This window comes from Pseudoduganella sp. GW821-FHT12E03 (assembly GCF_058807115.1).
Genome location: NZ_JBXAQJ010000006.1, coordinates 346,120 through 358,457, shown reverse-complemented (window position 1 = coordinate 358,457; position 12,338 = coordinate 346,120). Strand labels below are relative to the sequence as shown.

The 12,338-nt window shown below is 54.0% G+C and carries 10 protein-coding genes, 1 tRNA gene and 2 pseudogenes; 7 read left to right on the top strand and 6 right to left on the bottom strand.

What is annotated here, in order from left to right; all coding sequences use genetic code 11:
• Positions 1 to 80: 80 nt before the first annotated feature.
• Complete coding sequence (locus AC1RRC_RS17780) at positions 81 to 962, bottom strand: extracellular catalytic domain type 1 short-chain-length polyhydroxyalkanoate depolymerase (protein ID WP_493056844.1); 882 nt, start codon at positions 960 to 962, stop codon at positions 81 to 83.
• A gap of 231 nt (positions 963 to 1,193) precedes the next feature.
• On the opposite strand from AC1RRC_RS17780, the gene AC1RRC_RS17775 reads away from it, so the two are divergent.
• Positions 1,194 to 1,559: a formylglycine-generating enzyme family protein gene (locus AC1RRC_RS17775; RefSeq protein WP_493056843.1), complete on the top strand. Its 366-nt coding sequence runs from the start codon at positions 1,194 to 1,196 to the stop codon at positions 1,557 to 1,559.
• Between the two features lie 5 nt (positions 1,560 to 1,564).
• On the opposite strand, the gene AC1RRC_RS17770 is transcribed toward AC1RRC_RS17775, so the two are convergent.
• Positions 1,565 to 2,773 (bottom strand): hypothetical protein, encoded by a 1,209-nt coding sequence (locus AC1RRC_RS17770; RefSeq protein ID WP_493056842.1) that lies wholly within the window; start codon positions 2,771 to 2,773, stop codon positions 1,565 to 1,567.
• Positions 2,774 to 2,883: 110 nt separating this feature from the next.
• Between AC1RRC_RS17770 and AC1RRC_RS17765 the strand changes: the two are divergent.
• Positions 2,884 to 3,099 (top strand): annotated as a pseudogene (locus AC1RRC_RS17765) (HipA domain-containing protein); the annotation flags it as partial.
• A gap of 172 nt (positions 3,100 to 3,271) precedes the next feature.
• Positions 3,272 to 3,751 carry a PEP-CTERM sorting domain-containing protein gene (locus tag AC1RRC_RS17760; RefSeq protein WP_493056841.1) on the top strand — a complete coding sequence of 160 codons (480 nt, stop codon included), beginning with the start codon at positions 3,272 to 3,274 and terminating at the stop codon, positions 3,749 to 3,751.
• Positions 3,752 to 3,833: 82 nt separating this feature from the next.
• On the opposite strand, the gene AC1RRC_RS17755 is transcribed toward AC1RRC_RS17760, so the two are convergent.
• Positions 3,834 to 5,189 carry a Fic family protein gene (locus AC1RRC_RS17755; protein ID WP_493056840.1) on the bottom strand — a complete coding sequence of 452 codons (1,356 nt, stop codon included), beginning with the start codon at positions 5,187 to 5,189 and terminating at the stop codon, positions 3,834 to 3,836.
• A 350-nt stretch (positions 5,190 to 5,539) separates the two neighbouring features.
• On the opposite strand from AC1RRC_RS17755, the pseudogene AC1RRC_RS17750 reads away from it, so the two are divergent.
• Positions 5,540 to 5,689 (top strand): annotated as a pseudogene (locus AC1RRC_RS17750) (IS4 family transposase); the annotation flags it as partial.
• 362 nt (positions 5,690 to 6,051) lie between these two features.
• Positions 6,052 to 7,623, top strand: a complete 1,572-nt coding sequence (locus AC1RRC_RS17745) for a sigma-70 RNA polymerase sigma factor region 4 domain-containing protein (protein WP_493056839.1) — start codon at positions 6,052 to 6,054, stop codon at positions 7,621 to 7,623.
• A gap of 4 nt (positions 7,624 to 7,627) precedes the next feature.
• On the opposite strand, the gene AC1RRC_RS17740 is transcribed toward AC1RRC_RS17745, so the two are convergent.
• From AC1RRC_RS17740 to AC1RRC_RS17730, 3 genes are all read right to left on the bottom strand, one after another.
• Positions 7,628 to 8,629: a metallophosphoesterase family protein gene (locus AC1RRC_RS17740; protein ID WP_493056838.1), complete on the bottom strand. Its 1,002-nt coding sequence runs from the start codon at positions 8,627 to 8,629 to the stop codon at positions 7,628 to 7,630.
• A 379-nt stretch (positions 8,630 to 9,008) separates the two neighbouring features.
• On the bottom strand, positions 9,009 to 9,758 hold the full coding sequence (locus AC1RRC_RS17735) for a hypothetical protein (protein ID WP_493056837.1): 750 nt from the start codon (positions 9,756 to 9,758) through the stop codon (positions 9,009 to 9,011).
• Between the two features lie 225 nt (positions 9,759 to 9,983).
• A tRNA-Lys gene (locus tag AC1RRC_RS17730) sits at positions 9,984 to 10,059 on the bottom strand.
• Positions 10,060 to 10,195: 136 nt separating this feature from the next.
• On the opposite strand from AC1RRC_RS17730, the gene AC1RRC_RS17725 reads away from it, so the two are divergent.
• Positions 10,196 to 11,371 (top strand): glycerophosphodiester phosphodiesterase, encoded by a 1,176-nt coding sequence (locus AC1RRC_RS17725; RefSeq protein WP_493056836.1) that lies wholly within the window; start codon positions 10,196 to 10,198, stop codon positions 11,369 to 11,371.
• Between the two features lie 124 nt (positions 11,372 to 11,495).
• Positions 11,496 to 12,323 (top strand): substrate-binding periplasmic protein, encoded by an 828-nt coding sequence (locus tag AC1RRC_RS17720; protein WP_493056835.1) that lies wholly within the window; start codon positions 11,496 to 11,498, stop codon positions 12,321 to 12,323.
• Positions 12,324 to 12,338 lie beyond the last annotated feature (15 nt).

Genomic DNA, 12,338 nt, shown 5'->3' with positions numbered 1-12,338 from the left:
GTCACGATGATCAGTTTGTCATGGACGGATTGGGTATGCCGTCTTCGGCAGCCCGGAATCACGTGGACCGCGCCATGTTCTCAATCCGGCTTGCCGTGCCGGCGGAAGAAGGACCAGATCAACTCGTTGACGTCGACGGATTTGCTGGTGGCGCCTATCGGCAGACCGACATTGAACGGCTCCGCGCCCGGCCAGGTGTGGCCGCCGTCGTGCACCGTCACCAGGGCCACGCGGTGGTGCGGCGTGCCATGCTCGCTGATGGACACCGAGGTCGCGTCACCTGCCGCCGAGGGGAGCTGGCGTACCGGTGCGACGCGCCACTCAAGACCGTTCACTTGCGCCCAATAGCTGGCCGATTCCCGCGCCGACAGGTAGCCGCCGGCCTTGCCGTCGTAGGCCACGACGGCGTCCGCGGTGCCGTGCACCAGCATGACGCCGACCGGACGGCGTTCCTGGTGATGGGCGATCACCGGTTCCGGCATGGGCGCCCCCACCGAGGCGACAGCGGCGAACCGCTCCGGCATGTCCGCCGCCAGGCGCAGGGCGAAGAAGCCGCCGCGTGACAGTCCCGTGGCGTACACACGGCGCGGATCGATCCGGTAATCGCGTTCCAGCGCGGCGAGCAGTTGGCGCACAAAGCCGACATCGTCGCTGCCTCCCTTGTAATCCATGCCGAAGCCGACGTTCCAGTCGTTCTTGATGCCTTGCGGGTAGACGGCGATGAAGCCATGGCGGTCGGCGCTGCGGTTCATTTGCGTATACAACATCTGCTCGGCGGCGGTCATGCCGCCACCCGCAAAATTGAGCACCAGCGGAAATTTCTGCTCCGGCGTGGCGGCATAGGTGGACGGGGTGTAGACGATGTATTTGCGTTTGACGTCCTGGTGGGTCAGCGATTGCAGCTGGGCCAGCGCGGGAACGGCGAGGCACAGCAGGGACAGTACGGCGATCAGTTTTTTCATGGTGGGCGGCGATTTGAGTGGATACCGCCGCCAGAGTAGGCGGGCCTATGTGAAGAGGATGTGAATCATGCCTTGGGGGGGGCACGCCGCGGCGGGCTTGCATTTCGTCGGCGCTGCCGTCGATTCGTCGCCTGCCGCTCGCCCGCACCGGTCGCCCGTGCGATCGTTGCCGCCACGTGATCGCCGATCACCGCTGGCCGGCTCAGGCTTCCTTTTCCCGGAACACATGCAATGAAAAAAAATCTCCTCATCCTGGCGTTGCTCGCCCTGGCAAGCGTGAGTGGCCCATTGGTGGCCGCCACCGACGCGGTGATCACGCCGCCCATGGTCACGGTCAAGGGGGGCGAATTCTCGATGGGGAGCACGGCCAATCCCAGGAACCCGAATTATCCCGTTTCGGAGCCGGTGCATACCGTCAGGATCAAGACTTTCAAGCTGTCCAAATACGAAACAACGGTCCGGCAGTTTCGCCAGTTTGTCGAGGCGACCGGCTACCAGGCCGACGGCGATTGCTGGAAACTGGCGGCGAACGAAGGCGGCGCATGGACCTCATGCGATGCGCCAATCATGTCGGCGGAATCCGTTCAATCAAGCTGATGGTGTCAGTTGGCACCGCCGGAACGCCATTTTTCGCCCTGGTCACGCACCAGCGTTTCAATCATCGCGCCGGAATAAACTTCGCCTTTCACTTCCGTGGCCTGCATCATGGCGCGCCACAACGGCACGATGCCCACGCCCAGCTGATCAAACCGCAACAAGCCGCAGGCATAAATGCCGTCATACGACGCCACGGAACGGCCCAGTTTTTCGCAAGTGGCGGTTTGTGCTGCGCGGTAAGCCTGAACCTTTTCCTCCGAGAACAAACCAGTGTGCTGCAAGCCATCGAGCGCCATGGCTTCCGCACCGCCTTCATGCACCCACGGTTCATCTGCGCCGACGCCGCCACGGACAATATTTAATTGCCATAGGTGCGCCAGTTCATGCGCCACGACACGGGCCAGGTAATCCCGTTTTTTGGGATGATCGCCCAGCAAAGCCTTGCCTTCAAAACGGTACGACAGCTGGCCCATGACTGCGCCGCCTTTCATGGACAATCCGGGCGTTTCGAAGCCCGTGATCGACACCATGATCAGCAAATCGTCGTGCAAGGCGCGCTGATACGCGGTTTCATAGTATTGCGAGACTTTGGCTCCGGCATCGAGCATGGTTTCACGGGCCCATGGCGGCGTTTCCGGATCCATCAGGATTTTCGTGCCGCCCACGGACACGGCTTGCGCCGGGCCGAAATACGCGTAACCACGGGCGCCGCCTGGCATCTGCCGGTTCAGCGGCGGCGCAATCACATTTTCCTGCGCCAAACCGGTCAGCTTGATGTCAGTTTGCATCGCATACTTTTGTTTGCCGCGCTGGGCGCCGCCTTGCAAATGGCCGAGGTAAATCGCGGTGCCGCCGTCCGTAAAGCGGTTAAACGAGGCATAGTCCTTCGGCGCCAGGCCATCAAACGTCGTGATTTCAACGCTGACAGCCTTGAATGGCTTGCCATTCGCCGCGATGACATCCTGTTCATCAACCGTTTTCAAGCGCATGCCGGGCGTCAGGATTTTCCAGGCGCGCTGGCGATACTCGACGACTGCCGGCAGTGTGATGGCGGTAACGGGTTGTGGGAACCGGTAATCGACGCGCCATTTATCGTTGGCGATGTGCCGGACATGGATCTTCAGCGGGAGGCCAGGGAGAATTTCCGCGTGCAGGGATGGGAACTGGCACAGCATCAGGATGGCGGCAGTCGGCAACGCAAATGAACGCGGCATGGACGTTTCCTCGTCGTAAAGAATGAAGAGCGTCATTCTACGCGGAGCGGATGTTGATGTTGTGCATTCGATAATATTTTTTATCTGGTGGCGCCAGCGGGTGTTGTAAGTTGATCGTCCATCGAGGTGAAAGTGTCCCTACTCTTAAAAATCCTCGGCACACAACTGCCGGTGGTCAAAAGGCCTACCAGCGCACCGTGTTCAATGTGCTGTTCAACAACCGCGACGACCATCCGAAGAATTTTTCCTATCTCCTGGGGCGAGACCGCCGCTGGGATTTGTCGCCCGCATATGACCTGACTTTCTGCGTCGGGCCTGCGGGCTGGCGCGCCGCACTTGACGGTCTTACCCTTGTCGAAAAACTTTACAGTCGAGCGCACCAGCCCGCATGAGTTTTCTGCAAGTGTTTGAAAAATAGAAAAGATTCCCGTATGGCATGTAAATTGCTTATTTGTAAGTATAGTTGCGCATTATCAATCTACTCACGGAAATTAACCTATGAACTTCACGAATATCCGCAAACTGCTGCCAGCCCTGCTGTTGTCGTGCTTCGCCGTCAATGCCCAGGCCACCGTGGTCACCTATGAAATGACGGTCGCCGGCTATTATTCCAGTGGCGGCTTTACAGGACTGGACAGCAACGCGGACGGTTTCCTGAAGTTGAATGAGCTGAGCGAATTCACCTTTAAGCTGGATCCTTATTTCAACATCAACCTGACCCAATTGTCGGACTTTGGCAGCTATGACATTGCCCAAAATGTCTGGAATCACGATGCCAGCGGCTGGGGCCAGTCAAACTTTGCCTATCTGTCGTTCAATAACGGCGGCTCGTCTGTGAACACGACCAACGTCACCATGGTGGCCACCACCGCGCAGGCCGAGAGCAACAATGTGCCGGAACCCGCTTCGCTGGCCCTGTTCGGTCTGGGCCTGGCGGCTGCCGGCATCGCGCGCCGCAGCAAACCAGCGGCAAAATAAGCGGCAAAATAAGCCGCGGTGGGAAGTAAGAAAAAAGGTTATGCGCCAAAGCGGATAACCTTTTTTTACGGCTGTATTCGGCTTATCGGGGGCGCCCCTCGTCGATCCATGCCTGCGTCTGCCTGAGGCCAAGCCGGTAGCGGGCGCAGTTAAAAATTGCCAGTGCGTTCAACTCCTGCTCCAGCAGGCTGACGAACTTCGCCGTATCCACACTGGGAAGAGCAAGATTGGCCAGCGTGATTGCCAACGGAATGCGGTCGCGGACGATGGTGCCGATCGCCTCGTTCAGCGCTTCGCGATATTGGACCCGGAATGGATCCGGTAAGCCCATGGATTCCACGACCACCTGATATTTGGCGTGGGAGCGCCGATAGGTCCAAGCGAACAGGTCTACCGCCATTGCGACGTCGCGGAACTCATACACGCCCATCATCGCCAGCGCGTAATCGTCCCGTGCCACATCGAGGAAGGACAGGGGCGCCTGGTTATACAACATCAGCGGGATATTGGCGGTCAATCGACTGACGCGTTTATTCCCATCTTCGAAGGGTTGTAAATACGCCAGATTCACCCAGAGGAAGAATGCGGATTCGACGGGGTTCTTGATGAACTGGGCTTTGGCGATGATCTGTTCGAACATTTCTTGCAGAACCAAAGGGGTCTGCGCTGGCACATACGTGGTACCGGTGATATTGACCACCTTGTTGCGGATGGTGCCCAGCGTCTCGACATCGGCCAGCAAATCCTGCATCAGGATGGCGTGCAAGTTGCGGACGAGGCTCCCATCGAGGCCATAGGCTGGAACCGCATCCACCATGAATTCGATGGCGGTTTTGTGGTTGAGCAGCATGACCGCATCGCTGTCGGTTGCGGCTTTGCCACTTTTGAACAACTCTTCCGTATCGAGCAGGCTGTAACGGTTGCCTTCGAGATGGGACGACGACCAGGACAAGTCGATCAGCAGTTGCTCGAGGACTTTCCGCACGTAGGTGCCGGCCGGCTGCTGGCCGGGCAGGCGGCCCAACGCTGCCAGTTCTTCCGCCAGCGCATGTGGCAGTAACGATGTTTCGTTGGGCCTGTAGGCTTCGACAAACTCGCGCAGGTAAGTTACCGGCTGGCGGGCCGCCAGGGGCAGCGACAATCGCCGCCGCAGTTCCAGGCTCGCCGCACTCCAGACTGAATGCCCCGGCGTATCAACAGAGGCTGTTTGCGAGGGAGCAGAGGTTTGAATCCGGTAGCGAGTCGCTCGCGCTTTGCCGACCACTACCACCTTCGACTGTTCCACCAGTTTGGCGAGCATGCGTTTGGCCGTCGGCAGGCTTGTGCCCACAGCCTTGGCAAGCTCTGCGGATGTTGCGGCGGGATGGCCATTTTCCGCAAGGTTGGCCATGGCTTGCAGCAGTGCTTCCGGGGACAGGCGGGTATTTTCAGTTGACATGAATCGGCTCACTTTGTGTGAGCTGATTCTAGCTAAGGTGAGCTGATTTTGCAATTTGAGCTGATTGTTGGGGAATCGGCTCAGGTTTGGAGACTCTAGTCGGTGAGGCCTGGAGGGGGGGACGGAGTTGCCTTTAGGGAATTAGTATGCTTGGAAGTTACACTCGCAGAGTGATGCAAAAAGCATTTTAGTGCGCGTTGACTCTGTATCTGGTGGTGTCGTGGCGCATTACCCACTTGATGCGACTCGGGAGAAACTTGGCCCGACCTTGATGCCGCGCAGTTCTTCGACTCTGACGAAATTGAGGCTGCTTATGTGCTGCTCGAAAATACTCCACTGCATGGCCGCGCCTCAACGATGTCTTGCTGCAGATCGCCTGCATTGGCGGCTTCCTGGCTCGTAATGGCGATGGTGGGCTGGGTGTCAAAACGATCTGGCTAGGACTGAATGATGTGCATGTCGCGGTAAAAACGATGCCGCTGATACGCCAGCGTAGTTAGCCTGCGACTTGTGTATAACGAGTGGGGTCAAATGGTCTTGAGTTCCTTCAAGTTGTTGCAAAATATGTCGTAAGTTATGCAACAGACTGTCACTCATCCTATATCTTGCTCAAATAAGATGTTTTCTCGACAATGAGTGCAGCAGGATAATTTCAATATGAAAATATTTCATAATGGAAACTCCTGGTTCGAGAGAATTTGTTGCGAACTTTTCAACCAAACGCACGATGCACTGCAACATAGTGTAAGAGCTAGGGAAAAAAAGTTGCCGCATTTCAACCGAGGTTGCTCAGCAGTGCAATATAAGCTTGAGAAGAGATGAGAGCATTGTCTGAGCTAATTGGCCTGATCTGGAGTATGTGATGATTGATTCCGATAAGCGATTTCTGGAGTATGAACCTTTGCTCTGGCGGGTTCATGCAAAGTTGGCTCGTGATGGTTATGTTATCGACCCTCAAGATGCTCGTGACTTAATACATGACTTCTATTTTGAATGGGATCCGTTGGTATCGCGATTTCAAGAAGGTAGAGGCTCATTTGAATCATATCTGGTTTCAGCTTTTTATCGTTTTAGTCGAAGATGTTTTTTTAAATTGCATAAACTTCGATCTCAAACGATCGAAATTGAACTTGCTTCGGAAATTCCATCTCCCAATTTATCTACATCGGAAATTGTTGAGCTTAGAGAGCAAACTAAAATTGTTCGCCAATTGATAAATGATATGGAATTCTCTAAAAAATCTATTTTATGGGATTTTTTAAGTGATGAGGAAATTGGTGAGCGGGAACTTGCTAGCCGGCACCAAATTTCGCGATACCGTGTCCGGGAAGTCTTGGTTGAGCTTTTGGGGCGGATCTCTTTGCAACTTAGTCAAGCTCCTGATAATGCAGATGAAGCTGAGATTGTACGAAGTCTTTGGATTGAGGGTAAGACGGTAAGGACTGTGGCAGCAAGGCGTGGTCTGGCAACAGATGATGTGCATGCTATAAAGAATAGGTTTTCAAAATTATTATTGAATTCAATTAGGCAGTCTCATAAAAATACACATGGGGGTATGGAGATCATGAATGAGTATATTGAAATAATTAAGGATGCGATTTTGAGTCCTGGTAATATTTCGCTTCTGAACAAGGTAAGTGAAAATTCGGAAAAAATCAGGTATTCCTTGGGTGAGGTGGAGTTGAGTTTTAATAATCTGGAAATGGAGTTGTTGGAGCAAAATTCGGAGTGGGTTGAAAAGATCTATTTAGCATTGTCAAATAAGGAATTTGACATGGATGAGGAGATGGATTTTTTCACGGAATTAGATGAAATGCAGTCGAATGAAAACATTCAGATAGGTGAAGCTTGGGCAGTTCTTGCGCAAGATCTTGATTGCGAAAGAATCGGCTGGGAAAATATGTTGAGCCGATTGAATGAGAGAGATGAGGAAGTGCTAACTCATCTTAGAGAAGACCCATCAGTTGCAGCTGCTGGACCGGCAGGGGAAAGACTGCTCAGATTTGGAATAACCCCAGGTATGCTTTTCGAGGCATTAGATAGTCTTCGTCTACTATTCAATAGACTGGAGCGTAGGCCAATAGAAGCTTCTAAGCCCCAGGCTGATGGTGTATATGTAAGTTATTCAAATGAAAAATCTTGTTTCGTTCCAGGAGAACTGCTATACGCTCAGGTTTCAGGAACTCGAGATCTTCGAGATGGCGGGGCAGATACTTTGATTCGGTGGATGACGAAAATATTAGAAACACATCCTTTCCTAGTGGATGGATATATATATGATGAAACATCTAATAAATTCTCTAAATCTGGCGAATCATTGAGCACGCCAATAGATGGTGCTGCTTTGATAGAGATATGGCATGCTCAGCCAGCGGCGTCCAGTTTTAAACGCCATCCTGTTGATAATAGAGAAAATTTACATGAATCCGTCTGATGGCCTATATGGGGAAACTGTAGTTGGCGATAGGGGAAAAGCCTTTTGCAAATCTGAGGTGGGGTTGGGCTTCCCATACCAACCCGGAAGAGGTTTGAATTATTCTATGGAGGACAAGTGTGTTTTTTTGAAATATTACGCTTTTTCTGTTTTTGAAATAGGATCTAAACTTCAGCCGTTTAGTGTCGAGTTGAGTAGTTGTCCCTGCACCGATTTCATGGACTAAAGTCTGTTGATCAGCTAAATGCTGCTTTGAATGGTGCTGATGTGTATGCCCAGAAAGCATGGCTTTTATTTGATGCTTAAGTAAGAATGAATCAAGAGCTTTTTTTGATTTCTCTGTCATTCCTAATATTGTGTTGCTGTGACATCTAGAGTGATGGATCACCATGACTCGTATTTCGTTATTTGGTTTAGTGGGTAGCGCGCGATCCAAACTTGCGAGCTGAGATCTGAAATCCCCCATGGCTAGAATGCGCTCAATTGAATTGGGTTTTATATCGGAATCTGAGTTTATTCCAATAAACCTTATTGTTGCTCCGTTTTTTAATATGTAAGCTGCATTGTAAAACGGTAAGTTGATATTTGGATAAATGGAAGGAAATTCGGAGGGGGTTGCGCCAATTGGTGGGGCTATTCCCGCCCAGTGGTCGTGATTTCCAGGAATGATAACTTGGTTGGGGAATTCTAAGCCAACAATATTTTTGTTTGGAAAATTGATATCAATCGTTGATTCTAGGAAATCCCTCGCAATTTCTAATTCCTTATAATCGCCCCAGCGGCTTAAGTCCCCGCTGGTGATTAGGTGAATATTGCTATCTTTCTTTCGTAAGTTTGCAACAAATTCATCTAGCTGCTGTAGGGCTTTCCCATGATGTCCAAGTAACCCGTCAAAAATACTTGGTGCGTTTGCGGCTGCAGCGGATATCTGTGCATCCCCAGACATGGGATCGATGATGCCAATATGCAAATCGGAAATATGTAGAAATGTTGCGAGTATGGTCATTTTTCCCTCTCTTTTTAATTTCTTCTTAAGAATATAATACTTTTGTTTGGAGAAAAACTAACCAATTGTCACTATTTGCTGGCGCCGAGCGAAAATTGACCTAGGGCGAAGTGCTGCGCCAAGTGGGGGCGGCTGTGGATAAGTCTATCAAACAATGATGGGGGGCGGGGGGGGGCGAGAGCGTCACGACCACTGATGTCTACATCAAAGTCCGTCTCCCTGACGTTTCGATGCCGAACATGCGAGCGATGAATGGAAATGAAGAGAATGATCCTATTGTTCGGTCTAACTCTGCAAGGCGAGGTGAGGTGCCCGGAGTCGCCTTCTCCCTCTCAGGGGAAGTCTAGGGCAGCGCCAAGGCTAGTATTTCTTATTTTATTTATTGATTCTGGATTTTCGTTTCTAGTGGATCACAACGGATAAATTGACCTTTCGGGTAAATCCTCTTTGCGAGGTCGAATAATTCTTGTTGTAATGACAATGTGCTTTCAGCGGTTTTTACAATATGCTTAAAAGCTCTGTCGGCACCATTCATTGCGCCAGAGTACAGCCGATCGCCAAGCAGTTCTTCTAGTCTTCCAGCGGTAACTATGGTTCCGTTCAAGCTCAGAGAAGACAGCTTTGGCTGGATTTCATCTACATAGAACTCATTTCGAATTCGAATAGCATCCAATGCCTGTTGAAAGCGCTCTTGTTCGATCGAGAGCTGCATCAATAGGTGAGGATTGTCCGATGCTAGTAAAAATCCTAACTCAGCAAAATTAAATACTAAGTCATCGTACATTGGTGGTTTCAGGGCCGGGAGATTAAAGGCGCGCTCGAAAAGCGTATTCTTGCTCTCGTAGTCTTTCTTCAGGTTATGCATTGCGTTAACTTGGCGCATGAGCGTGAAGAGAGCTCTATTGAGAGCCTCCTGACGTGTTTCTGTTAACTTTTTTGCTTCCTTTTCTTCGTTGAGACGGAATGCAAAGGTGGCACCGAAGAACGTCCCGAAGACGGACATTAATGGTGCAATGAAGTGATCGCTCCTTATAACCTCGACATGCAGAAGGAGAGCCAGTATTGCGCCAACAAGTAGTAGGGCAAACGCATAGAACCACCGGGGTAGCGGTGCTGCAGGAGACCACATAACAATTCCTTAAAAGGCAACAAGGTCCAGTATAGCGGTCTCTGGTTGCAGCTAGGCACGTCATCTGTGGTCGCTGTGGTATTGCTCCACTAAGACTTTTGTTGCTCTCGGGTGGAGAGTGATTGTGAGAAAATATTCCCCCATTGCGGAATATTTTTCATATGCAGATGCAAAAAAGGCTTACGCGCCGAAGCGGGTAAGCCTTTTTAGTTACTGCGGTATTCGTGGTAGGCCGTGCGGGATTCGAACCTGCGACCAACGGATTAAAAGTCCGCTGCTCTACCAGCTGAGCTAACGACCCGAAGGGCCCGCATTATACGGAGCTTGCTTCAATTCCGCAAGCCATAGTCTCGATACAGAATTCGGTATCAATTTCACAAGCTTGTCATCTTTGCTCACTACAATCCGCCCGATCTCAACTCGGCAAGGATGGCAACATGAAACACTTGAAACAGACCGCCGTGGCGGTGGGCATGCTGGCGGCGCTGGCCGGTTGCGGCAGCACGGAGACCCCGTTGCCGACACTCGATGGCAAGGCTCCGATGGTGCTGGCGCACCGTGGCGCCAGCGGCGCGCTGCCGGAAGAAACCGTGGAAGCGTATGCGAGGGCCATCGAGATGGGCGCCGATGCGCTCGAGCCGGATGTGATTTCCACCAAGGACGGCGTGCTGATCGCCCGCCACGACCCGAACCTGGCCTACAGCACGGACGTTGCGCGGCACCCGGAGTTCGCTGCGCGCAAACGCGCCATGAATGTCGACGGCGAAGTGCAGGAAGGCTGGTTCGCCGGCGACTTCACGCTGGCGGAAATCAAGACGCTGGGCGGCATCTCGACGGATGCCGAGCGCCCGCAGGAATTCAATGGCAAATACAAGATCGCGACGATCCAGGAAATCATCGACATGATCAAGAAGAGCGGCCGCACCATCACGCTCTATCCGGAGACCAAGAACCCCACGTTCCACCGCCAGCAAGGCTTGCCGCTGGAAGACAAGTTGCTGGCGCTGCTGGCCAATGCGGGCTGGAATGACCGCGGCGCACCGGTGTTCATCCAGTCGTTCGAGCCGGGCAGCCTGAAATACATGCGCAGCAAGGGTTCCACCTTGAAAATGGTGCAACTGATCGATGCCGACGACGTGGATCTGAAAACCGGCAAGCTGACCTATGCGGCGCCTTACGACCGCCCGCATGATTGGGCGCAGGCGGGCGATGCGCGCCTGTTCTCGTCGATGGTGACGCCGGCCGGCCTGGCGGAAATCAAGACCTACGCCGACGGCATCGGGCCGTGGAAACGCTATATCGTCAGCGTCAAAGGCTCGGTGGGCGCGGACGGCAAGGTGGCGGACATCAATGGCGATGGCAAGGTCAATGAATCCGATACCGCGACCCTGCCGGCCAGCACCCTGGTCGACGATGCGCACAAGGCGGGCCTATTCGTGCATCCCTACACCTTCCGCAATGAAAAGCGCCGCCTGGCCAGCGATTACAAGGGCGACCCCGGGGCGGAATACAAGCAGTTCTATGCGCTGGGCGTCGATGGCCTGTTTTCCGACTTCGCCGATACCGCGCTGGCGGCGCGCGCGGAATTCCTCCTGGAGCGCGGGCGTAGGTGATATCCCTGATGGCCGTCGTCGCCGCTGCGCCTACAATGACTGGCAGGCGGCCCGCGTGGCTGCCCTATAGTTACAGCACGGACCGTGGCAAAATGGCGGTACCGGAGCGGATCAGGGGATAAGCATGAAGTTCAAGGGGCGCGGCGCCATCATGATCGCCGCCATCGCAGCGGCGGCGGCATGGTCCGTTCCCGCGCAGGCAGTTGATATCATTGAATTGCGCACCGCCGCACAGCAGTCTACCGCGCCGAAATTCGTGCAAGTCGAAGGCGGCGCGGCAGGCCTGTGTGTCGATATTCACCGCGCCATCGAAAAAACCGATCCGGCGCTGCGCATCACGGGCGACCAGCAATGGCGGCCCTTGCCCCGGCTGGAAGCGGAATTGCGCAGCGGGACGCTCGATATCGGCTGTGGCCTGATGCGCAACCGCGAACGCGAAGTGGACCTGGCATACGCCGACCCGGCGTTGTTTACCGTGTCGTACCACCTGGTGGCGCGCGCCGATGATCCGGTCGACGTCCAGTCATGGGACGACGTGCGCGGCCTGGGTGACAAGGGCGCCATCCTCGCGATCCACGGCTTTGGCCAGGTGGCGCGCCTGAAGGAACTGGGCGGCCTGACGGTCGATGCCGGCGCGGTCGATGCCGCCACCAACCTGCGCAAGCTGCTGGCGGGGCGCGGACGCTTCTATTACCACCGTTCGCCCGGCATCGCGGCGGAAATCCGCAAGGCAGGACTGGATGGCAAAGTGCGTGTCTTGCCCGTCATGATGGATAACCAGCGCTTTTACATGGTGGCGGGCCGTCATGTGGCAGGCAGTACGCTGGCACGCCTGAACCGCGCGCTGGCGCAGCTTGACGCCAGCGGCGAACTGAAACGCCTGGTCGGCAAATGGTATGACGAAGTGCCGGTGGACGCGCCGCTGCCACGGGTGGCGCTGGCGCGCCGCTGAGCGCAGGCTTTCAGC